The organism is Tumidithrix helvetica PCC 7403, assembly GCF_965232925.1.
Classification (GTDB): domain Bacteria; phylum Cyanobacteriota; class Cyanobacteriia; order Pseudanabaenales; family Pseudanabaenaceae; genus Tumidithrix; species Tumidithrix helvetica.
On sequence record NZ_CBDDRA010000035.1, the window covers coordinates 1 to 23,419 of the forward strand.

Here is a 23,419-nt window from a genome sequence, read left to right on the forward strand (position 1 = left end):
GCTAGTTCTTGTTCTGTTTCTTTGATGACGATCGCTGTTTTCCCTGCCATCTTACTTCTGCCTTTATACTTTTTTCTCTAGTTTAGTCTATCTGTTATCCTACGCCTTTAAATTGGTATGAATAAACACAGATAGCATCTGTCGCATTTGAGCGAGTTCTGTTTCTAATGCTGCAACTCTAGTTTCTAGATGTTGAGATTTGTCTTCAATCTGTTGAGAGAGCAGAATCCCAAGAGAATCCCAAAGCTCCTATCGTTCTAGATGTTGAGATTTGTCTTCAATCTGTTGAGAGAGCATAGAAGTCCGACAAACTAAGGTTATGTAGCTATATATAGCAAGATGCTTGCAAGTGTAAATTTACGCGATCGCCCCGAATCCAACAACTTCACAAATCGCTGCGAATATTAGCTAAAATGCTGTAGTGCCACAATTGATTGGCGGCGGATACCGTAAGGTAATCGCACAAATTAACCAGCGCAAACCATTATGTTACAGACAATCCAAGGAATATATCGGAACGGTAAAGTCGAACTAGCGGAAATTCCTCAAGATATTACGGAAAGCCAAGTCTTTGTGACTTTCTTTAAGCCTGAGTCAGTTAGTCTCGCTAGTCAGTTTATGTCGTTTGGGATGTTCTCAGGTTCTCAACAATCGACTGAAGCTGATTTTAAAGATGCCGAGTTCGATTGCGAATGTTGATGATACTCTTGATTAGGGATGATTCTAGCAATATGAAACCGCACCTAATTTTACAATATCAAAAATTATGGCAAGCTGTGGTAACGAATTTGAATTATTGGATTTTAATCGTTAATTAGCTAATCAGTTTTTATGATGATAGATGTACCTAACGCAGATGATTTTAGGCTAGCTGGAACGGATTTCCTTAATATGGCTTGGGAAGCAATTGTAGATTTATCGTTAAGTTTGACAATTGATCCAATGTTGCGGATCAATGATGATGAGGAAATACAGTATTGGAGAACTGCACAACGTCCCTTATCGACAGCACTATCTTTAGTCCAACAAGGAACTGAGTTTCTTCTCAAGGGGCATATTGCTGATATTAGCCCATATTTGCTTCTTTCAGGTGATTGGAGTAAAACGAGAGAACGTTTTAGTGAATGCAAAACTATAGAAGCTCAAGATTTGATTGTTGCCTACAATGTAATTAAAAGCAATCGTTTACCCGATGAATTTATACGTAGATATAATCAGTTGAGAAGTCAGCGTAATACGATTATGCATACTGTTGATCCTCAATCGCGTGATCATCAATACATTAAGCCTAAAGATTTACTTGTTGATATTCCTGAAGTTTGCCATCATTTAATTTCTCCAAAATGCTGGATAGAAGTACATAAGTCGTTTATAGACAGAAAACCTAGTTCCATTTTGTATGGATCAGAAAATGTACAAGCTAATTTAATGATTGAAATGGATCATGTGATTAAGTTGTTAAAGCCTTCTGAGATCAAAAAATACTTTGATTTTGATAAGGATCAGAGATGCTATATCTGTCCCAATTGTTATAAAGAAGCTAGTGATGATTTGACCGATAACGTACCAAAACTATCACAACTTCGCCCAAATACACCAGATAGCAATTCTGTGTATTGTTTCATTTGCAATCAAGTTAGTAGTGTGATCCGTAAAGATTGTGAAAATAGAGATAAGGATTGTCTTGGAAATGTAATTAGCGCAGATGAAAATTGGTGTCTTACGTGTATGGAGTATCAATCGTGCTAAATGTAAACACCTTTGGCTTTGGTGATAGACGATCACAATGTAATGAAAATAATAATTGTTCAGTAGATTGTTAAATTGTATACCAGAAGTAATGACCGACAACAAAAAGTACCGCATTCAATTAGAAGGACAATACAAAGCACTTGAAGAGCATTTACAAAAACTAGCAAAAGAGAGAGAAAAGCCAATTGAAAATCAAGATTTAGGATTAATCGCCCACTGGGAGAAAACCGTAGCAAATTGTCATAACCAAATCGCAAAACTAGAAAGGAGACTCAGAAAATGAATACAACTTACAAAAAACCAATCGATCGCCTCAAGCGTCACATGGCAGAATACCAACCCCAACTAAAACGCGCCATTGCAGCCATTAACATTCTCGAAACAACTAGTCCAGATTCCGATGAGTTCTGTAATGCCCTAGCCGAACTTCACGTTTGCACTACCATCTTAGAGCCATATTCAGAAGGAATGCTAGAAGCGATAGAACAGTTTACCGAAGATGACTCTATCTCGGTTGATTCATAAATTCTGCTTAATTTCCTGAAAACTAAAACAGCGACTACACCAAACTCGTCTCAAGCTCGATCACTGAAAACTTAATCTCAATCAGAAGGTTGAGAGTGCCAGCAATTTTCTGCAACATTGACAGCGAATGCCCATCATAATCAGCATCCTCAAGCAAGAGCGATCGCTGATTGTTTATTAGTATAGCGTTTTTCACTTCGGAACAAGCAAGAGACATAGGGTCAAAGCTTTCTATAGCAGGCTTTCAACTATACTCTTCTCATTTGAACACCGCTATACCAACGCGATCGGCAAGTTATTTCTGTGTCAAAATCAGATCCAAAAGCGATGATGGATTCTACAAATAATATTAGTCGCCATGAGAATTTTACTTGTCGAAGATGAAATTGACTTAGGGAAAGCGATTCAGCGCAGTCTCAAACAGGAAAAATATATCGTCGATTGGGTGCAGGATGGCATAGAAGCTTGGAACTATCTAAGTGGGAAGGAGACAAATTATAGCGTAGCGATTCTTGCCTGGATGTTACCTCATCTCTCGGGATTAGAGGTGTGCAAACGGTTACGCGAACATAAAAATCCTTTGCCTGTGTTGATGCTTACGGCGAGAGATCGCATTGAGGATCGCGTGGCAGGTCTGGATGCAGGCGCGGATGACTATCTGGTCAAACCCTTTGGCATGGCAGAATTATTGGCGAGATTGAGGGCATTACAAAGGCGATCGGCGCAAATAGTGAATAATTTCATCTTGGTTTCATTTTCCTGTGAAATACTCAGGCTAAATTATTCCTAGCTTTGATATGCCTTTTACGACCGAAAAAACTCCAATTTTTGCTTTGCTACTTGCGATCGCGCCTTTTACGATTGGCTCTCTAACGGCTTGCTCTGAGGTAAAGCTATCCAGTCCTACCGTATCTAGTAGCATTACTCCCTCAGGGTCAGCAACGACCGCGCCACCGAAACAAGATGCCGCGCAGATGGGACATATGAATCATGGCGGGATGTCTATGGAGATGGGAACTGCCGATGCTGAGTATGACTTGCGCTTTATTGATGCCATGATTCCTCACCATCAAGGTGCGATCGCGATGGCAAGAACGGCGCAACAAAAATCAAATCGTCCCGAAATCAAAAAGCTAGCTGAAGCGATTATTCAAGACCAAGAGAAAGAAATCGCTCAATTGCAGCAGTGGCGAAAACAGTGGTATCCCAACCTTAGCGATCGGGCGATGATGTGGGATAGCAAGGCAAATAAAATGATGCCGATGACGCCTGAGTATAAGCAGGTCATGATGATGGATATGGATTTAGGAAGTGCGAATGCTGAATTTGACCTGCGTTTTATGAATGCCATGATTCCCCACCATGAAGGCGCATTGTTGATGGCTAAGGAGGCACAAACTAAAACGAAACGCGCTGAAATGCAAAGCTTGGCAAAAGATATCCTCAGTTCGCAACAGGCAGAAATTGACGAAATGAAGCAATGGCGTAAGACTTGGTATAACCAATAATGAAGTTGAAGCATTCTGAGTAGAAGTTTTTGTGAATGCAGGGAATTTCTCCTCGAATGCTTTTTGTCTAAAAGTTCTTGAACTTATTTTAACTGTAATCTCTTAGCCACTATGCGTTCTATTTTTAGTGTAATCCTTGGTCTCACGCTACTTATAAACCCATCCATAGTTTTTGCTCATGCAGGACATGGAGATGAGTTTAAACACGATCCCAAGGCTCAACCCATTGAGGGCATTCAAGTTGACGCAATCACAGCGCAGAAAATCGGGATTAAGGTAGAACCTATAACCAAAAGGTCTCTAGCGATCGCGATCGTAGCCACAGGACAAATCGAACTTTTACCCAATGGCAAAGCGAAAGTAACCACCCCGATTAAAGGAACAGTAATTGCGTTAATGGTTGAGCCCGGGGCTGTCGTTCGAGCAGGACAAGTTGTTGCCACGTTATCTAGCCCGGAACTCACAGACTTACGGGTAAATTCGATAGAAAAGCAAGCGGAAGCTAGTGCAAATCTACAAGAAGCGATCGCGAATTTAGAACTAGCGAGACAAAATTATGTGCGGCAACAGCAAATTGTGGAAGTCGATCTGAAGCAAGCAGAAATAGAGCTAAATATTGATCGAGAACGCTATGAACGCGATCGCGATTTGTTAGCAACAGGGGCAATTTCGAGACGATTGTTTCAAGAATCCGAAAATAAGTTGGCAACAGCTAAGGCAGGGCTAGCAAAAGCCTCCAGTCGCCTGCCACTATTGGAAGCTGAAGCGCAGGTCAAAAGAGCCAGCGCTTTTCTGGAAGCGGCTCAGTCGAGAGTAGCCTTGAGCAGTGCTGCCTACGATGCTCGTTTACGCCAGTTAGCCTCCTCTGCCGATTCTGATGGTACGATCGCGATCGCTGCACCCATTTCAGGTACTGTGTCCGAACGAGAAGCCACAATTAGTGAATCTGTCGATGCTGCGGGCAAACCATTGATGACGATCGTAGACGATCGCACCGTCTTAGCAACCGCAAACATCTACGAAAAAGATCTCAGCCGAATTCGGATTGGGCAACAGGTAAATCTGAAGGTTGCAGGCTTACCTCCAAACACCAAATTTCAGGGCAAAGTCACTGTGATTGGGACTGTGGTATCTGGCGAAACCCGCGTGATTCCAGTCAAAGCCGAAATTAGCAATCTTAAAGGACAACTAAAACCAGGGATGTTTGCAGAATTGGAGGTATTAACAGATAAGGCATCTGAGCCTGTGCTTGCGGTTCCTAGTCTCGCTGTCGTAGAGATCCAAGGCAAAAATATCATCTACATCCAAAATGGAAATGTCTTTCAGCCCACAGAAGTAAAACTAGGTAGAGCTTAAGGAGATTGGGTTGAAATCGAAGCGGGATTGTTTGAAGGCGATCGAATTGTCACCCAAGGCGCACCATTGCTTTATGCTCAATCTTTACGTGGCGATCCGAAAAAGGAATTAGACAACTCGAAAGAAGAAACCAAAACAGCTATTTCTAACAGTGCGATCTCGCTGCCTTGGTGGAGTTTTCCAGTAGCAGGAGGGTTTCTTGGGGCTTCCTTGGGAGTGGCATTTTGGCTCGGTCGCCATAGCAAACTAGAAGCGTTGGGCACTAATCGTCGTGCATTATCTTTCTCTTCTAAAAGCGATTTGTCAACAATAGAATCCATTCATGAAGACAAGTCAAAGTAAATCACAAAAATATGCTTAACACTCTGCTTAAATGGTCGATCGCACAGCGTTGGTTGGTTACGATCGCTGCGATTGCCATCACATTTCTGGGAGCCTATAACCTTACCAAAATGCCTTTTGATGTTTTTCCTAGCTTTGCACCACCACAGATAGAAATTCAGACCGAAGCAGTGGGTTTAGCTCCTGAAGAGGTAGAGTCATTAATCACGCTTCCCATTGAAAGTGCTGTGAATGGAACGCCAGGTGTTGTAACCCTGCGATCGGCTTCAGCTGTGGGAATCTCTACGGTCAAAATTATTTTTGATGGCAATACTGATGTCTACAGGGCACGGCAATTAGTTTCCGAACGTTTGCAGCAGGTGCGTTCCAGATTACCAGAAGGGGCAAAAGAACCAGAAATATCGCCAGTCTCTTCACCAATTGGCACAATTTTGATGTATGCCTTTACAGTAGAAGATAGTTCCAATAGTTCAGGCATAAAAACCGATCTAATGGAAGTTAGACGACTCGTCGATCGAGACATCTCAAACCGTTTGCTAGCAGTGGCGGGAGTATCTCAGGCGATCGTCTATGGTGGTGACGTACGGCAATATCAGGTCTTTGCCGATCCTGCAAAATTGGTCGCATTTAATGTTTCTCTACAGCAGGTGGCGGAAGCCGCAAAACAGTCAAACCTAAATGCAGCAGGTGGTTTTTTAGTCAACGCAGATCGTGAAGAGATCGTTCGAGGCGTGGGACGAATTGAAACGATCGAGCAATTAGCCGATGCTGTGGTAGTTGCTCGTGATGGCAAGCCCGTGAAGTTAGGTGATGTCGCAGAAGTGAAATTAGGAGCCGCCCTTGCTAGGGGAGACGGCAGCGTCAATGGTAAAAGAGCTGTAGTGCTACTGATCGATAAACAGCCTCAAGCAGACACACCTACGGTCACTAGGATGGTTGAAAAAGCGATGGCAGAGGTGAAAGCTACTCTGCCCAAAGATGTGAAATTACAGCTTACATTTCGTCAAGAGAGCTTTATTGAATCAGCCATCGAAAATGTGCGTGACTCTTTGCGGGATGGCATCATCATTGTTGCCGCGATTATGATGATGTTCTTGATGAACTGGCGCACTGCCGTAATTACCCTCAGTGCAATCCCCCTATCCATATTAATAGGGATGCTGATTTTATCGTGGTTTGGACAAGGGATTAATACGATGACCTTGGGTGGCTTGGCAGTGGCGATCGGCTCAGTCGTGGATGACTCAATCGTGGATATGGAAAATTGTTATCGCGGCATGCGGCAAAATCAAGCACAAGGAAATCCCAAACATCCCTTCAAAGTAGTCTATGACACTTCTGTCGAAGTACGTGTGAGTGTTATTTTCTCAACGGTAATTATTGCAGTAGTTTTTGCGCCAATCTTTACTTTGTCAGGAGTGGAAGGAAATATTTTTGCGCCGATGGGAGTTGCTTATCTACTGTCGATCTTGGCATCGACTCTTGTTGCCGTTACCCTAACGCCTGCTCTTTGTGCGATTTTACTGACTACCCACAAACTTCCTTCTGATGAAACATGGATTGGCAATTTTTTTCAACGAAGATATTATCCTCTCCTTGATATCTCGATCCAGCGTCCAAAATTAATTCTATTCCCTGCAATCGCAGCATTGGCTGCTTCTCTAGTAATCTTGCCAACCCTAGGGCGCGTTTTTTTACCAGAATTTCAAGAGCGCTCGCTCGTAAACACGATTTTGCTATACCCAGGGAGTTCTCTCGCAGCCACGAATCGTATGGGGTTGGCACTACAGGATGCCCTTAAGAACGATCCAAATTTTCAAACAGTCCAGTTACGCTCTGGCAGAGCCCCTGGGGATGCCGATGCCGCAGGGGTTAACCTCGGTCATGTGGATGTCGAACTCAGCGATCGCGGTATCCAAGACCGTGCAGGTAGCATTAATAAACTGCGTCAAGAGTTTAACAAACTCCCTGGCGTTGCTTCAAATATCGGTGGGTTTATCTCCCACCGCATGGATGAGGTCTTGTCTGGAGTTCGCAGTGCCATTGCTGTTAAAATTTTTGGTACAGATTTAGGAGAATTGCGAGCGATTGGGAAGGAAGTAGAAACTGCAATGAAAGGCATTGCTGGTATTGTCGATCTGCAATTAGAACCGCAGTTTCCTGTGCGACAATTACAGATTAAGTTCGATCGCTCTATGGCGGCGCGATATGGTCTAACGATTGGACATCTTGCCGACGCGATCGAAACTTCCCTGAATGGTAAGGTCGTTTCACAAGTTCTTCAAAAGCAGCAATTATTTGACTTAGTAGTATGGCTAAAACCTGAAGTGCGAAACAATTTGGACTCCATTCGTAATTTGTTGGTCGATACGCCGACAGGTCAAAAAATCCCCCTTTCTCAAGTTGCCCAGATTGAATATGGTACGGGTCCCAATACAATTAATCGCGAAAATGTTTCCCGCCTCTTAGTAGTTTCGGCAAATGTATCTGGAAGAGATTTGCGATCGGTAGTCAATGAAATTCAAATGCGGGTAAAACAACAAGTTATTTTGCCCGCAGGCTATTTCATTCAGTATGGTGGTCAGTTTGAATCCGAAGAAAGAGCAACCCAAAACTTACTCTTGTTTGGCGGTCTAGCAACAGTAATTATTGCAGTGCTGATGTATTTTGCCGTAAAGTCGATTCCTGCCATGTTAATGATTATGGTGAATTTACCTCTAGCCTTAGTCGGTGGTATTTTCTCGATCGCGATGAGTGGTGGTGTTATTTCCGTAGCATCTTTAGTCGGTTTCATCACGCTCTTTGGGGTTGCGACCAGAAATGGATTGCTCCTAGTTGATAACTACAATCAAAAATTCGCAAAGGGAATGTCGTTTCAGCAAGTAATTCGTGAAGGATCGATGGAGCGTCTAGTCGCAATCCTCATGACAGCCTTAACGTCGGCGCTAGGAATGATTCCCCTTGTGTTAGGAACGGGTGCAGGCAAAGAGATCTTACAACCACTTGCAGTGGTTGTGCTGGGAGGTTTATTCACTTCTACAGCATTAACTCTGCTGGTACTGCCTGCGCTATACTCACAGTTTGGCAGCTATATCGCTCCAAAGCATTTGGGTACAGTAGGTCTTGACGAATCTAATCATTTGGGAGGGATAAGTATGTAGTATTTATTCGTTCCACAAATCTCTGCGAACTATTATAAGGAATTCTATGGGTATGCGATGGCTTAAATTCTTTCTTGTTGGTACTGGTGTCTTGGGGCTAATAGCTTTAGGTGCTTGTGGTGGTGGAAGCCAACAGAGTAACCCTGCTCAACCGACAATGGTAGCTAAGCCGCCTGAAGTTGCTCCTCCTGCGGTTAGTAAAAATAGTCCTGAGCCCAAAACTGAGACTAAATCAGACCCAAAGACAATGGGGGATAATCATAGTAAACCCAAACAGGGTGGACAGGTGATTGAGTCTGGCACGTATCATTTGGAGCTAGTAGCGGAAGGAGAAGGGGATATCCATCTCGACTTTTTCTTGCTGAAGGGAGACAACCACGAAGCAGTTCCCGAGGCAAAGGTAACAGCGCTGGTGCAGTTTCCTGATGGCTCCCAGAAATCCTTTGACCTAACCTATGATGCGATGGGAAAGCATTACACGGTAAAACTTAGCAGTAAATTAGCGGGTGAGTATAAAGTGGTGATTCTCTCAGATATTAAAGGAGATAAAGTGAATGGACGCTTTAGCTTTAAGCGATAGATAGACTGCCGTATCCCGCCTTCCTTGATTTCGCAAGTATTTCACAATCTTGTGTCAGAATGGGAGCAAGCAAACAAAAAAACCTTGTAAAGCATAAGAATTGAGGACGACGATCGTGAAAAAATTAATTGATGCATCAATCGAAGTGGCAAGAACACATACCTACAAGTAAAGTCCTTTTGTACTAAGCTGGTAATCATTCCGTTGTCAACTTTGAGCTTGCAATGAAGTTTGGGCTCAAAGCTGACATGGATTCTACAAATAATATCGATCGCTATGAGGATTTTACTTGTCGAAGATGAAATTGACTTAGGGAAAGCAATTCAGCGCAGTCTCAAACAGGAAAAATATATTGTCGATTGGGTGCAGGATGGCATAGAAGCTTGGAACTATCTGAATGGGAGAGAGACGAATTATAGCGTAGCGATTCTTGACTGGATGTTACCTCATCTCTCGGGATTAGAGGTGTGCAAACGATTGCGCGAACATAATAATCCTTTGCCCGTATTGATGCTGACGGCGAGAGATCGCATTGAGGATCGGGTTGCTGGTCTGGATGCAGGCGCGGATGACTATCTGGTTAAACCCTTTGGCATGGCAGAATTATTGGCAAGATTGAGGGCATTACAAAGGCGATCGCCTCAGATTCAACCCACTCAATTGCGGGTAGCCCATCTCATCCTCGATTACAATACCTCTACTGTTACTTCACAAAACGAACATGGCGATTCCCATAGCATTCAACTCACAGCCAAAGAGTTTCAGCTTTTAGAGTACTTTATGCAACATCCCAACCAGATCTTGACCCGAGACCAGATTGTCAATCGCTTATGGGAAATTCAAGCAGAACCTGAGAGTAACGTGGTGGCAGCCCAGATCCGCCTCTTGCGTCGTAGGCTAGCTGAGTACGGTCATGAGAAATTAATTGAAACGGTCTATGGCTTAGGCTATCGACTCAATGCTGCCGATGAATCACAATAGTATTTTTTTAAAAGCAAGAGTATCCTTAGCGCTTTGGTATGCGGGCGTAATGGGAGCGATCTTGGGCTTATCAGGATTTGGCGCTTATCAGGTGATGGCTCACGCACACTGGCATGGTCTTGACCAAGAGTTAGCCTCTGTTGCTGGCACGCTCCACGATGTTCTAGAGCCAGCCTTAAAACAACCTGGACAGATAGACGCAACTTTGCACAAAGTGTTGCCCAATCTTTGCGTTAGTGGGGTGAAATGCGAACAGGACTTCGAGCGCCATGTTTTAGGTATCACGCAGCAAGAAGGTTATTATGTCAGGCTTTTGGATCGTTCAGGGCGTGTCATTGCTACCGTGGGTCAGCAACCAGAGGGAATTCCATTCCATTTGGAAGATAAGGCTTGGCAAACCTTAGAAGATCGGCAGGGAAATCGCTATCATCAGGTTTCGCTACTTTTAAAAAACGAGTCAGGTCAGCCTTGGGGTTATATGCAAGTGGGGCGATCGCTCAAAGATTACGACAAGCATCTAGATGAATCAAAGTTGGCTTTACTGGCAGGATTACCGATCGCCTTTCTATTGGTTACAATCGCGAGTTGGTTTCTATCAGGGATAGCCATGAAGCCCGTATATACTTCCTATCGACAAATTCAGCAATTTACGGCGGATGCTGCCCACGAACTCCGCACGCCTTTGGCGGCGATTCGAGCAACGGTGGAGTCTACGCTAAGAGAAGATCCGCTGTTAGAGGCAGAAGCAAAGGAGGTCTTACAGAGCATTCAACGGCAGAGTATTCGATTTTCCCATCTAATCCAAGACCTTCTGTTTATATCACGCATGGATTTAAAGGTGATCGCTTGGAACTTTGAAACCTGCTGTCTCGATGATATCACCAGCGATCTAGTAGAAGAACTTGCCCCCCTCGCGATCGCCGCAGGAATTAGCTTGAAATGGCAAACTCTTACAGAGCGATCTCTGTATGTTTTAGGCGATCGAGACCAACTTTATCGATTGATTTCCAACTTAATTATCAATGCAATCAAGTACACACAAAGGGGTGGAGAAGTTAATCTAATTCTTGATATGCATAATCGCGAAGCCACGATCCAAGTACAGGATACGGGGATTGGCATTGCTGAAGCCGACCTGCCCAGAATTTTTGAACGGTTTTATCGCATCGGTGGCGATCGCTCTCGTTCTACGGGGGGCTCAGGTTTGGGACTTGCCATTGCCCAAGCGATCGCGATCGCGCATCAGGGCAGCATTCAGGTCAAAAGCGAAGTCGATAAAGGCAGTACGTTCACTGTTCGATTAGCGCTTCACTCGAAAGAATGATTCCTCGTCTTTGTTGTAGGGGCAATTCATGAATTGCCCCTACAACAAAGATGCTCTTTGAAACTTTCTCATCCCATTTTTAAAAAATGAAGCGTTGTATCTTTTGAGAAAGACATCACTCAGAGCGGAACCCAAAACCAGATCTGTATGCAAATTTAAGAGAAATTGGTATCACAATAAATGTAAAAATATAAAATGTGGATTTGTTTCGATCTAACCAAACATATTCATGTTTGCAACATTTACGTTGAGAACCTATGCAAAATCTTCCGCAATATTCAACCTATCGATCGCTGCTGACCCAAAAGCAGGGAAAGGGGTTTTCTGAAGCGGAAGCAAAAAAAATTTTATGTCAGGTGCTGGCTCAACTGGCAAGCTTGCACGATCGCAACCAAGCCCATGGTTCGATTTCCCTAGACACGGTGGTCTACGATCGCGACCAAAAACAGACGGTTTTACTAGATGGAACTGGGACGAATCATCGCAGTTATCTGGCACCAGAAATTTTGCAAAAAGGACAAGCCACCCTTGCCGCAGATATTTATGCCTTGGGCGTTGTCGCGATTGTCCTATTAACAGGCTTGCCACCTGAGTCGCTCAAAGCCCCCAATGACACATGGAATTGGCGCGATCGTTGTACTGCCAGCGATCGTTTTGCCCAAATTCTTCATATTGCGCTGTTTGCTGCCCCTACCTTTCGCTATGTAAATGCGGGGCGAATGCTGCAATCGTTACAGCCCATTATGGCGACATCTCCATCGACGATCGCTACCCCTACGATTGCTTCTCCCCCTAAGATTCATAATGAGTTTATTCCACCCTTACCCCCCTTACCACCCAAAATATCAGCGGAAGATTTACGAGACGAACTCATCTTAGATCTTGAAGAAACATTCAGTTTAGAAAGCGATCGCAGGGATTTAGCAAATAGCCAAGAGCCAGATAGAAATCATCAGACGATTCCCGATTTAACAGGTTATAAAAAGAAAAAATCCGCTAAAGGTAAATTTATAGCCAACACTAAAGCCAAGACACGAATCTTTCTGGCAGTTCTTTTGGGGCTTGGAGTGTCTGCAGTTGGGGCAGTCGGTGGGTACTGTTTGCTCCAGTCCAAATTCTCTGCTACTCCTAGCAAAGGCTTACTATCTGTCAATGCGATCGTGCCAATATCCATATCCATGTTGGAGAGAACCCGCATATATATCGATGAAATAGAAAAGGCTGAGAAAAAGATGGATAAACTACTTGCCTTAGCCCAAGATAAATATAAGAATACGGGAAATCTGAAAGAAGTTAAGACGATGCTGCAAGCAGTTCCATCCAATAGTCGCATACGCCCGAAAGCAGATAAACTTCTATCCCAGTGGCAGCAAGACACCAAGAAGAATGAAGCGCTGCTCAAAAAAGCGGAAAAGGCAGTGAATGAGGGCAATTGGCAGATGGCGATCGATACCGTAAAGGGCATTTCATCCACTCCCTACTGGCAGAAGCGTGGAAATAAGATTGCCGCGATCGCGAAGCAAAAGCTGGCTAGTTCTATTGCCCCTCCCTTACCTCCCATACAAGTTACTCCATCCTTGGAACCTGAGGTTGTTCCCTTTCAAGCCCCAATCTCGCAAGACTCGATCCCTTCCGTACAGGAGCCACCCTCTTATTATCAACCTTCACCTCCAGAAAGATCCTACCCAGAAACCTATTCAGCCCCAGTACCAGCCCCAGCACCGCCACCGCCTCGCGTAGCCCAATAAAGTATCTCCAAAGCTCCGCAAAGAGAATTTTTTCAGCTTTATATCTATGGTCAAATTACTTGTTATGCAGATTCCTAAGGCAATCCTAAATCGACGTAAAAATGCTTTTAAGCCCCTCTCCTTGCAGGAGAGGGGTTGGGGAGAGGTCAAATCTTGGAACACTTTTGCGCTTCGTTCTTTGACCTATTTCCTGATTCTGTCAGGCTTCACCTTAGAATTTTCGGGAATCTTCTCGCCACAATTTGCTTATGCTCAAACCTGTGATATTGGCTCGGCTACAGCACACCCTGGGAATTACAAACTGCGCGGTAGTGTTTTCTTGAAAAAAGAAAGCTTTCAGGAAGCCCTTGACTGTTTTGAGATTGCTCTGCAAGATCGACGCGGTCGCGAAGATCCAGAATTATGGAACAATCATGGGCTGGCATTAGCAGGCCTGAAAAGATTTGAGGATGCAATCGCTTCCTATGACCAAGCCGTAAGCATTAAACCTGGGGCTAGGTTTGTCGATCGCGTGCAACCTCTCGTCCAACCAAAAGACTACTATCTATGGTGGTTCAATCGAGCCACGGCATTGGTCGATCTCAATCGCTATGACGAAGCACTCGCTTCTTTAGATAAGTCATTGCAAATCAAGCCTGACTATGGGTTTGTTTGGTTTTTTCGAGGTCTGACCCTGTTCCGATTGAAACGCTATGACGAAGCTCGTTTTGCCTATCGTCGTTCGGTTTTACTCTCACCCAATACGCCCTACCTCATCAAGTCTTTACATTTACTCAGCCTGCAAGACTATGTGGTTTACTATGGTGAAGCCGAGGCAAAGTCAAGACTGGGGCGTTACAAAGATGCAATTAAAGCCTTTGAACGAGGCAAACAAGTTCGGCGCAATAACCCTCAGATTGAGTTTTTTGAGAATAATGTCAGTGAAGACCTCTATGAAAATTATATTGACGGCATTCGATCGCTCGATCGCAGCGAATATAACAAAGCGCTAACCCAGTTCGATTTGGTGATTGCCACGAAGCCAAACTATGCCAGTGCTTGGGATGGGAAGGCAGATGCATTGATGGCACTCAAGCGCTATCCCGAAGCGATCGCTGCCTACGAGCAAGTTATTGCCATTGAGCCCTATGACTATCCAGCTTGGTATAAGAAAGGGAATACACTGATGAAAGCCAACCGTAATGCAGAAGCACTACAGGCCTATCAAAAGGCGATTGACATATCAGGGGGCTTTGCGGAAGTCTGGCACAATCGTGGCGTAATCTTCTACAGCCAAAATAAAAACAAAGAAGCGATCGATGCCTATTCACGCTCTTTAAAAGCGAATACCCTCTGGGGAGGGATTACAAGAGCAGATACCCAATATGCCTTGGCAGCTACTCTATACCGTGCTGGACGCTACCGCGAATCACTCTCTGCTGTGGATCGAGTGCTGAAAGCACAACCTGACTACAAAGAAGCTGTGGAACTGCGGAAGTTGATTAAACGAATCCTTGGATGATTTCATCTATGAGTGCTCGACGATTCCAATGGATGTTTCAGGTTGGACATGTTTTGTAGGCAATCATATTTAGGCTAATTAAATGCCCCATGACTCGGAGACTACTAGAGTCACTAAATAATTCAAACTCTTCAACCCTTTGATAGCTCTCGAAGCCAACATCTCTAAGATATATTGCTAAAATCTCTTCATCGAAGCCAACCTTGTGAACATCATAGGGGTTGAGTTGTCCACCAAAGATCGCTGTCATCAGAATGAAGCGATCGTCCACAGTTAAATGGGGGGTTAAGTACAGCGAACAAAGGGTAAATAAGTCAGGCACGCTAATCATTAGTTTGCCCTCGGGTTTGAGCACGCGATACCATTCTGCGAGGGTGAAGATTAATTCATCATAGAGCCTGTAATAAAAGTGCTCTAAAACATGGCTTGCGTAGATTGCTTCAATGGATTCATCTTCAAATTGACTGAGATCGTTAGCATCACCAATATAATCAACTTCAGGTCGTGCCTCAATATCAAGAATCTTCCAATCAGGATGGGGAGTTGTGCCACCAATATGTAGTTTCATAGGGTTGAGCGAGCCTCGATCGCTTGTTCGAACATTTGTGTATAAGCCATTTCCATCGCTTGGGTAAAGGCAGCGGTATTCCATAATGGCGCATCACGTTTTGCTCGTTGCAATTTGCAGACAACTTGACGACGTAAAGCCTCATCTGTGCCAAAGCGAATGCCCCATGCTAGATAGTCAGCTTCGGTATGGGCAATACCTTCCGTTACGCCAACATTGGCTAGCATAGTGTAACTGTTGCGAGCGGCAAATTGTTCTCCAACCAACGTAACAATTGGAATTTCCATCCATAGGGTTTCGAGGGTTGTGGTTGCACCATTGTAAGGATAGGTATCTAGAACAATATCAGCAATTCTTAAATTAGCACGATGGGTTTCTTCACAATCTACCTCTGGTAAAAAACGCAGGCGATCGCGGCTGACTCCTTCTCGATCGGCTAGCTGTTCAAAAAAAGTTTGAATAATTTCCAGTTCGTCTCCCCCTTTAATCAGAAGGTAACTATTGGGAACCGTTTTGAGAATTTGTAACTGAAGTCTTGCTGTTTGCGGATGACGTTTGGGAGCTGCCTGGCAACTGAGATAGACGATCGCATCGGTGGCGATTCCCAAGCGATCGCGGTGCAAGTTTGGCAAACCTACCTCAAACCCTTCCACCGCGATATAGGTCTGTGGCAACCGCCAAATCTTTGAACTATAGTAGCTTTGCGCGCGATCGGGCAATACAAAGGGATCGGCAACGAAATAGTCAATCGCGGGTAGTTCTGAAGCATCCATTCCCAACCAAGTGACTTGAATCGGAGCGGGCTTAAGCGCGCATATGCCGTAGCAAATGTTTGAGGTGAGGCTATCGAGATCGATCAGAATATCAATACGATCGCTACGAATCTGTTTGGCAACCTCTTCAATCGTCGCCGTTGGGGCAATATCATAAAATTTATGGCATCGCTCGCGAATAAATTGCTGCACCATATCATCTGTACGGACAAGAGAATAGGCATAGATTTCAAAGCGATCGCGATTGTGGTGGGCAAACAGCCAACGCGAGATCCACCCCACGGAATGACGGCGCAGACATTTAGAGAGATAGCCAACGCGAATTGGGGAAGCGCGATCGGTTACAACAGAATTGAGCGGAAGCGCAGGTACAGATTGTTGAATTCGTGTTTGGCAAAATTTACCAAGTTTTGCCAAGAAATGGTGGGTGGCAGCGGGTGCATCATCAAAATAGAGAGAGAAAGCAGCGGTGGCAGCAATGTTGAGGCTATGGTCGAGCGCGACAGGCGTTTGCTCCTTTACGAGTAATTCCGCAAGCTGCCGATATTCTGAATAGGCTTGTTGGGCATCATCCCAGTGACCGCCTGCACGCATATAACCTCTGGTAATTAGGTAATTTGCGGCAAGGCGATCGACTAGATCGGGTGAAGTAGAAATCGCGGCTTGAGCAAAGGGAATGCTCTCTAAATTCCTGCCAGCATTTTGATACCAGTTCGCGAGGTTCATCAAAATTTCTAAGCGATCGGGTTGAATATCTAAGCAAAGCTTTCCATATTCAATGGCTAACACTGTAGGGAGCCTGACATGAAATCTTGCAAGGCGTTGCAAAAGCATATCAAGTAGTAACTGAGGGGCGATCGCTGCGGCGCTTAAGCAGGCTTGGGCAAATTGAAATGTAAATGGATGAACTTGCTCTACATCGAGAAGGCATTCGAGGGTGATGTAGATGAGTGCGATATCGCGATCGCTAAATTCCTCAAATTCTGCTAAGGTGGCGATCGTCTCAGCAACCGTATCATCTCGATCTGGTAGCAATCCCAATTGCGCAGAGAGTTGTGTGGCTTTGAGCAGGTTCTCTAGGTGGCTGGGTGCAATTTGACGGATATGCTGACGAATGGCCCATGCTTGTTCGAGGAGTTGGCGGCGAGATTCTAGGTTCTCAGGGTGAAAAGATAAAGAAACGATCCGCTCTGCTTCTTGGGATAGCACTTCTATCAGTTCTTCTGTACAGGCTGCAATCACTGTCTCTGACGGCTCGATTTGGCGCTCCCAAATTGCCGCCATCCAAGTCATTTGCGCATCTTCTTCTTGTCCTTGTAGCAGTTGTACTAAACCCAAATACCAATAATGCAGGGTTCGATCGGGTTCAGCCGCGATCGCCTTTGTGTAAAGAACTTGCGATTTCTCGTAATCTCTTTCCAGTAGCGATCGGTATGCTTGCTCGACAAATTCGTTTGTCATTTACAAGATCTCCAGCCTGAAGAAATGCGCTTAAAAAGATTGTCATAAAGATTCTACGATCTAATCTTAGACTATTTATCGATCGGTGATTGGTTCATATCATATCACGTTGAATTTAGCTGTCCCATTTACATCCCTAAAGAACGCCTGTCATCGTACATTAGAATTCAACGAACGTTGTTGCTCATTCTTAAGCCCAAATACTATAAAACAAGGTCTTTTTCTATCTGCTTAAGTATTGATTGGGATGAAATAAAATCTGGATCGAAAGATAGAGCTAGTTTGAAAGCAGAAATTGCTTCATTAATTTCTCCTAGCTCATAATAGCTACATCCTAGATCGTGAGATGGATAGGTTGTAATATAACTGCGATCGAACGGTTCACTTTCAGGGAAACTTTTCTCATTCCCTAAAAAAAGACATCGTTGAAAGTAAGTAGTCGCGCCCAAAGTAAATCCAAGCGATCGTAATACCGCCCCAGCAAGATAGATTAAAGGTGGATAATTAGAAAACCATTTAAGTCCATTTTGACTGATAAGCATTGCTGTTTCATTGTCTTGATTTAAAAGCGAATAAGAACCTAAAACGAATAACAAAGAAGGCAGGAAATTGGTGTCTTGCGGTGGATAACCATTCCATAAGTTAGGAAGAAGTCTTTCAAGAGCTTCACTATAACAGTCTTCAGCTTCTGCAACTTTTCCTGCATCGTTATACATCCCAGCTAAACAATATAAAAGCTTTAAGCTTAATCCTTCTTCTCTTCGAGCGCGTTCTAAAATCGGAATATTTCGATTAATATTTTTTGCGCTTTTTTGCTCAGCATATGAGGTAAAAAGAGAAATGTATAGATCTTCTATTCTTCCAACTTTCTCATTAGGAATAAACTGATTTTGGAATTTCAAATTTTCATGATATCGATCGTGGTATCGAAGATCCACGCAGTTTCGGAACAAATTAAGTCGAGCAAAATTTGTCATATTGGGATGATATGGATCGATGCACATAATTGAAAAAGCCAAGATTTCAGAGGATAGAACCAAATAGTCGCGTAAATTATCTGATTTGCACACAAGTTCTTCGTCAGCATCAATTACAAATACCCAATCTCCAGTTACCTTTGATAGTGCGTAGTTCCGAGCTGCGGCAAAATCATCACACCATTGGAAAAAATCAACTTTTGCACCATATTGTTTTGCAATATCAATTGTGTTGTCTTCTGAGCCTGTATCCACAATCACAATTTCATCTACATACCTAACCACACTATCAAGGCATCTTGATAGATTCTTGCTTTCATTCTTTACAATCATGCATAGAGACAAAGTTGTCATGGGTGCGACCTCCACTTGATAAGTTATACCAATTTCTTTTAAATTTGCAACAGATCGAATTTGGGGTTCCGCGCCGAGCGCGGTCTTTTCAAAAAGATGCGTTGCATCTTTTTTTGAAAATGGTATTAAATATACATTCAATATGCAGGATAAGAACCTATCTTTGTAGTAGATTTGCGTGAAAACTACTGTAAAAGGTCAAATTACTCAGTTGCCAAATATTTTTCCCACATTTGTGCGTAAGCAGTTTCCATGGCTTGAGCGAAGGATTTCCCATTCCATAGAGGAGAGCTATGGCGAGACTGTCGCAGTTTCCATGCTACCTGCTGCCTAAGTTGCAGATCGGTTCCCAATCGAATTCCCCAATCTACATACTCAGCATCTGTCCGCGCAATTCCTTCCTCAATTCCTGCATTCATCATCATGGAGTAGCTATTGCGGGCAGAAAACTGTTCTCCCACCTTGGTGACAATCGGAATGCCCATCCAGAGAGTCTCTAGGGTGGTAGTTGCGCCATTATAAGGGTAAGTGTCTAACACGACATCGGCAATACTTAAATTGGCGCGATGAATGGCTTCGGTAGGTTGCGCGGACAGAAATCGCAAGCGATCGCAGCTAACTCCTTCGGCTTCGGCAATTTGACTGAAAATATGACCGATTGCGGCGCGATCTGCCAAACCCTTCACCAAAAAATAACTGTTGGGAACAGCTTTAAGGATTTGCATTTGCAGTCGAATCATCTTGGGATTTCGCTTAAATCCTCCTTGGGTACTGAGATAAATAACTGCATCAGTAGGAATATTTAGGCTATCGCGCCGTAGGGTTGGCACAGCTACTTCAAAGCCATCTAGGCCAATAAATGTGTGGGGTAAACGCCAGATTTTCTCGCTGTAATAAGCTTGAGCAGACTGAGGAAGCACATAGGGATCGGTAATGAAGTAATCGATCGCAGGGCATCCTGAAGCATCCCAGCCCAGCCAAGTTGCTTGAACTGGAGCGGGTTTTAGAGCCAAAGTCTCGCAGTTGATATCCAACGTCATGCTGTCAAGATCGATTAAAATATCGATTTCATCCTGATGAATCCGATCGGCTGTTTCTAAACTGCTAAGCGAACCATCGACTCCAGCCCTGTAAGCTTTATCGACGTGATCGACATACCAGTTTTGCAGAGGATCGTCGGTTTGTTTATAGACCGCAAAGTAGGCATGCACTAGAAACCGATCGCGATCGTGATATTGAAACAGCGATCGGGCTAGCCAACCCACCGAATGCTGATTTAAACAGTGGGAAAGATAACCGATTTTGAGTTTGCGAGCGATCGTAAAAGTTCTTTTTCGCTCTTTCTGCTTTAAGCCATAATTTGTAACCCTTTCGTGGTGCAAAGCTTGGAGATTTGCTGCACAGAGTTGAGCGACTTGGTTGTGAATCTGACGATTTTGCTGGGGTGTATCTTGCAGATAGGGTGCAAAATAACTCACAATCGAGAGACGTTGGGCGATCGATTTGGTGAGATTGGTGGGATTGGCTTCAATCAGTTCTTTTAAGAGCAATTCCTGTTGCTCAAACGCCGTTTTTGCTTCTTGCCAATAACCTCCTCCACCCAGCAAACTATGGATTAAAAGATGATTAGAAAAGATTCGATCGGTCGCGTTTTCCGAACAGGCGTAGCATTGTTTGGCGGTTTGAATGGCTCGATCGTACTGACTAATTCTTTGATAGAGAGGAGCTAACTCCCGCAAGAAATTCAATGGATGGGGTGCGATCTTTAAACTCTTTTCGAGCAAAGCGATCGCGAGGTCGGTCATTTGATTTGTATAGGCGATTTTAGCAGCAGCCCTAAGTACTACTTCGGCAAATTTATCCGTATCTTTAAGTAAAGGTAAGCAATCTTCAAGCAAGTTAGGTAAAACAGAATAAAGCGGAGCATAGTCTAAACTAGCCTCTAGCGCCTGATAAAGAGCTAGTTGGAAGTCATTGCTAATTTGGTCGTTTCCTGTTAAATCTTGCTGGAGAAATTCATAAAGGTTCCATGTATCTAGATCGGCGATCGCCAAATTACCCAGCCGAACCGATAAGTACCAAAGCCAAAGCAAATTGCTAGGATGCTCTGGAGCAATCTCGTGTAAATACTGTCGAACCAGCCAAGCAAGCGATTCATTGGGTACCTGCTGCTGTCGTTCCGCTTCTGTTTGCAAGAGAGAAACTAGCTCTGCTTTAAGTTCCGATCTCATCTTGGGGTCGTCAAGCGACTCAACCTCGGCAAAAGCTGCAAACCAAGTTGATTGTGCTGCAAATTCTTCACCTTGCAAAAGCTGTGTCAGACCTAGATACCAATAGTGAGAAAGACAATTTGGCTCGGTTGCAATAATTTTTTCATACCAATCTACTGCACTGGCATAGTTGCCTTGGAGCACACATTCACGAGCTAGCTTTCCCCAAATCTTTGTCTCAGACATTTTGCCAAGATATAGAAATTCTTCAATGGTAAGAGAGAATTAGGAATTCAATAAAAAAATAGGGCAGGTAAATCCTGCCCTATTTGCTTGGAGTTTAACCCAATCTCAAAATTATTGACCAACTGGCTGTGAGGCACCAGTGCACTGGGGAGCTGCACCGGGAGTTGGACCTAGAGGTGCGACACCAGGGTTGTTGTTTTCACAGAGAATTGCCAAGCTGGTGACGTCGCTTGAAGCAGCTACCTGAGATAACTGCACCATACCTGCATAGGTTCTTAAAGCGGCTGCTGCAGTGCGGGCGTCACTCAATGCTGTGAGTGTAAGACCAGCACCACCACCAACTGTTGAGCTATACGTGTAGTTGGTTGTGTTGGTTGAAATACCTACACCTAGAACGTCAATGCTGCTACCAAACCTGCTCTTTTCAGTGTAGTAGGCTTGTTGACCTTTGTTAAGCGAGCCAACATAGGTTCTGGCTTCAGATTGCTTAGCTTTGTTAGCTTGGTTGAGGAAGGAAGGAAGCGCGATCGCGGCGAGAATACCGATGATGATGATAACAACGAGAAGTTCGATCAAGGTGAAGCCCTTTTCAGAATCTTTCTTGCTGAGGAGGTGTTGTAGAAGTTTTGCTTTGAATTCAGATTTCATGATTTTGTCCCGTGCTTTTTAAGAGAAGGTACATTTCAGTTGCTCCATCAACTTACCCTCATTTTTTTAAATTGATATCATCCGATCGAAAATTTTTTTAGAGTACTAGAGATGCCAGAAACATGAACCCGCGATCTCAATGGTTATTTGTCAGTCAGCAAGAGGCTTTCAGCCTTTAGTAACCTGTTTGGCTATCCTGAAAAACGATCGAAAAAACTAATCTAGGGTGGTTAATTCTCGTAATCTTGCTTGGGCAGGGCTAAAGAGATTGTCAAAACTAAGGGTTTGCTCAAAAGCCGCGATCGCTGCTTGTAAATCTCCAGCCTCGTAATAGGCATTGCCAAGGTCGTAGGCGGCATAGGTAGTTGTATATCTGCGATCGAAGGGGTGATCTTGGCTGTAGGTGCGGTGGGACGCATCCTGTAAGGAATCGCGTCCTAAATTTAAACACCTGTCAAAGTAGGCAGTAGCACCAAGCGGAAAGCCCATCGCTCTTAGGACTGCTCCTACTAAATAAACCAACGGCGGAAAATCTGGAAACCACTTAATCCCCTTAAGGCAGAGTAAATTTAAAGCCTCAAAATCCTGTTCGGGTTGAGCCAGCATCTTGACACCCAAATTGAACATTAGCTGGGGCACATAACTGACATCATCAGGTACGCTACCCTCTAAAAAGTGTGGCAAAAGTCTTTCAAAAGCTTCTCTATAGCAATCCTCAGCTTTTTCTGGTTGTTGCGTTGTCTCATACATACCCGCTAAACAGGATAAAAGTTTGAGGCTCAGTTCTTCCTCTTGTCGCAACTGCTCGAGCAGAGGAATATTTCGGGATGCATTTTTTTGCTCAACAGCTTCGCTAGTGTGACCATAGTGCAAGACACGAACATTTTCTAAAAGAGCCATCCGATCGCAATCTACATCCACAACTTCGTGAAAGCGACCGACATACTGAATATTTCTATGGTTGCGAAATAGCCTTACCACGCGCAGAGGTGTTAAGTTTTCTTGACTCATATCAATTTCAGGAATGAGATAGGCGGAAATCTGTGGATTTAGTTTCAGATCGGTCTCGATGCGATTGCGGAGAGTTTCCGATCTAGCAGGAGAATTCATGGAATCAACGACTAACTCTTGATCGGCATCTAGAACCAAAATCCATTCACTTGTAGCTTTGGATAGGGAATAATTGCGAGCGGCGGCAAAATCGTTACACCAATCAAAGCGATCGATCTTTGCGCCATAACTTTGGGCGATTTCTACCGTGTCATCTTCTGAGCCTGTGTCAATAATTACGATCTCATTCACAAAGTCCTTAACGCTCTCAAGACATCTCGGGAGGTTTTGACTTTCGTTCTTAACGATCATGCAAAGCGATAGGGTGGTCATGTTGTTATAGAATACTTTCTC

Annotated in this window: 20 protein-coding genes and 1 pseudogene; 14 read left to right on the plus strand and 7 right to left on the minus strand. The window is 44.0% G+C overall.

Translation table 11 applies throughout. The features are described from left to right. Nucleotides 1-486 precede the first annotated feature (486 nt). From ACP2WE_RS22775 to ACP2WE_RS22790, 4 genes are all read left to right on the plus strand, one after another. Nucleotides 487-699 carry a hypothetical protein gene (locus ACP2WE_RS22775; protein ID WP_425217820.1) on the plus strand — a complete coding sequence of 71 codons (213 nt, stop codon included), beginning with the start codon at nucleotides 487-489 and terminating at the stop codon, nucleotides 697-699. 132 nt (nucleotides 700-831) lie between these two features. Next, entirely contained in the window at nucleotides 832-1,749 is a 918-nt protein-coding gene (locus ACP2WE_RS22780) for a hypothetical protein (RefSeq protein ID WP_425217821.1), read from the plus strand. 91 nt (nucleotides 1,750-1,840) lie between these two features. Further along, complete coding sequence (locus ACP2WE_RS22785; RefSeq protein WP_425217822.1) at nucleotides 1,841-2,035, plus strand: hypothetical protein; 195 nt, start codon at nucleotides 1,841-1,843, stop codon at nucleotides 2,033-2,035. Next, the gene (locus tag ACP2WE_RS22790) at nucleotides 2,032-2,277 is read left to right on the plus strand and encodes a hypothetical protein (RefSeq protein ID WP_425217823.1); all 246 of its coding nucleotides are present in this window, start codon (nucleotides 2,032-2,034) and stop codon (nucleotides 2,275-2,277) included. The genes ACP2WE_RS22785 and ACP2WE_RS22790 overlap by 4 nt, the downstream gene beginning before the upstream one ends. 34 nt (nucleotides 2,278-2,311) lie before the next feature. On the opposite strand, the gene ACP2WE_RS22795 is transcribed toward ACP2WE_RS22790, so the two are convergent. Beyond that, on the minus strand, nucleotides 2,312-2,494 hold the full coding sequence (locus tag ACP2WE_RS22795) for a hypothetical protein (RefSeq protein WP_425217824.1): 183 nt from the start codon (nucleotides 2,492-2,494) through the stop codon (nucleotides 2,312-2,314). A gap of 141 nt (nucleotides 2,495-2,635) precedes the next feature. Between ACP2WE_RS22795 and ACP2WE_RS22800 the strand changes: the two are divergent. The 10 genes and pseudogenes from ACP2WE_RS22800 to ACP2WE_RS22845 all read left to right on the plus strand — a co-directional run. Further along, nucleotides 2,636-3,004, plus strand: a pseudogene (locus ACP2WE_RS22800) (response regulator); the annotation flags it as partial. A 70-nt stretch (nucleotides 3,005-3,074) separates the two neighbouring features. After that, nucleotides 3,075-3,785, plus strand: coding sequence for a DUF305 domain-containing protein (locus ACP2WE_RS22805; RefSeq protein ID WP_425217825.1), 711 nt, complete (start codon nucleotides 3,075-3,077; stop codon nucleotides 3,783-3,785). A gap of 111 nt (nucleotides 3,786-3,896) precedes the next feature. After that, a complete protein-coding gene (locus ACP2WE_RS22810; protein WP_425217826.1) occupies nucleotides 3,897-5,141 on the plus strand; it encodes an efflux RND transporter periplasmic adaptor subunit in 1,245 nt (414 codons plus the stop codon). Nucleotides 5,142-5,168: 27 nt separating this feature from the next. Continuing rightward, a complete protein-coding gene (locus ACP2WE_RS22815) occupies nucleotides 5,169-5,483 on the plus strand; it encodes a hypothetical protein (RefSeq protein WP_425217827.1) in 315 nt (104 codons plus the stop codon). An 11-nt stretch (nucleotides 5,484-5,494) separates the two neighbouring features. After that, nucleotides 5,495-8,644 (plus strand): efflux RND transporter permease subunit, encoded by a 3,150-nt coding sequence (locus ACP2WE_RS22820; RefSeq protein WP_425217828.1) that lies wholly within the window; start codon nucleotides 5,495-5,497, stop codon nucleotides 8,642-8,644. A 52-nt stretch (nucleotides 8,645-8,696) separates the two neighbouring features. After that, nucleotides 8,697-9,224 (plus strand): hypothetical protein, encoded by a 528-nt coding sequence (locus tag ACP2WE_RS22825; RefSeq protein WP_425217829.1) that lies wholly within the window; start codon nucleotides 8,697-8,699, stop codon nucleotides 9,222-9,224. Between the two features lie 276 nt (nucleotides 9,225-9,500). Beyond that, entirely contained in the window at nucleotides 9,501-10,205 is a 705-nt protein-coding gene (gene rppA, locus ACP2WE_RS22830) for a two-component system response regulator RppA (protein WP_425217830.1), read from the plus strand. Beyond that, the gene (gene rppB, locus ACP2WE_RS22835; RefSeq protein ID WP_425217831.1) at nucleotides 10,183-11,529 is read left to right on the plus strand and encodes a two-component system sensor histidine kinase RppB; all 1,347 of its coding nucleotides are present in this window, start codon (nucleotides 10,183-10,185) and stop codon (nucleotides 11,527-11,529) included. Before rppA ends, rppB begins: the two co-directional genes overlap by 23 nt. A 257-nt stretch (nucleotides 11,530-11,786) precedes the next feature. Further along, nucleotides 11,787-13,277: a serine/threonine-protein kinase gene (locus ACP2WE_RS22840; RefSeq protein WP_425217832.1), complete on the plus strand. Its 1,491-nt coding sequence runs from the start codon at nucleotides 11,787-11,789 to the stop codon at nucleotides 13,275-13,277. A gap of 46 nt (nucleotides 13,278-13,323) precedes the next feature. Continuing rightward, nucleotides 13,324-14,778 (plus strand): tetratricopeptide repeat protein, encoded by a 1,455-nt coding sequence (locus ACP2WE_RS22845; RefSeq protein ID WP_425217833.1) that lies wholly within the window; start codon nucleotides 13,324-13,326, stop codon nucleotides 14,776-14,778. Between the two features lie 37 nt (nucleotides 14,779-14,815). Here ACP2WE_RS22845 and ACP2WE_RS22850 read toward each other — a convergent pair whose 3' ends face one another. From ACP2WE_RS22850 to ACP2WE_RS22875, 6 genes are all read right to left on the minus strand, one after another. Next, nucleotides 14,816-15,346 carry a class I SAM-dependent methyltransferase gene (locus tag ACP2WE_RS22850; protein ID WP_425217834.1) on the minus strand — a complete coding sequence of 177 codons (531 nt, stop codon included), beginning with the start codon at nucleotides 15,344-15,346 and terminating at the stop codon, nucleotides 14,816-14,818. After that, nucleotides 15,343-17,580: an O-linked N-acetylglucosamine transferase, SPINDLY family protein gene (locus ACP2WE_RS22855; protein WP_425217835.1), complete on the minus strand. Its 2,238-nt coding sequence runs from the start codon at nucleotides 17,578-17,580 to the stop codon at nucleotides 15,343-15,345. Before ACP2WE_RS22855 ends, ACP2WE_RS22850 begins: the two co-directional genes overlap by 4 nt. Nucleotides 17,581-17,783: 203 nt before the next feature. Further along, nucleotides 17,784-18,911, minus strand: coding sequence for a tetratricopeptide repeat-containing glycosyltransferase family 2 protein (locus ACP2WE_RS22860; RefSeq protein ID WP_425217836.1), 1,128 nt, complete (start codon nucleotides 18,909-18,911; stop codon nucleotides 17,784-17,786). A 203-nt stretch (nucleotides 18,912-19,114) separates the two neighbouring features. Then, the gene (locus tag ACP2WE_RS22865) at nucleotides 19,115-21,367 is read right to left on the minus strand and encodes an O-linked N-acetylglucosamine transferase, SPINDLY family protein (protein WP_425217837.1); all 2,253 of its coding nucleotides are present in this window, start codon (nucleotides 21,365-21,367) and stop codon (nucleotides 19,115-19,117) included. A gap of 111 nt (nucleotides 21,368-21,478) precedes the next feature. Further along, nucleotides 21,479-22,015: a type IV pilin-like G/H family protein gene (locus ACP2WE_RS22870; protein WP_425217838.1), complete on the minus strand. Its 537-nt coding sequence runs from the start codon at nucleotides 22,013-22,015 to the stop codon at nucleotides 21,479-21,481. A gap of 216 nt (nucleotides 22,016-22,231) precedes the next feature. Then, nucleotides 22,232-23,398, minus strand: a complete 1,167-nt coding sequence (locus tag ACP2WE_RS22875) for a glycosyltransferase family 2 protein (RefSeq protein WP_425217839.1) — start codon at nucleotides 23,396-23,398, stop codon at nucleotides 22,232-22,234. Nucleotides 23,399-23,419 lie beyond the last annotated feature (21 nt).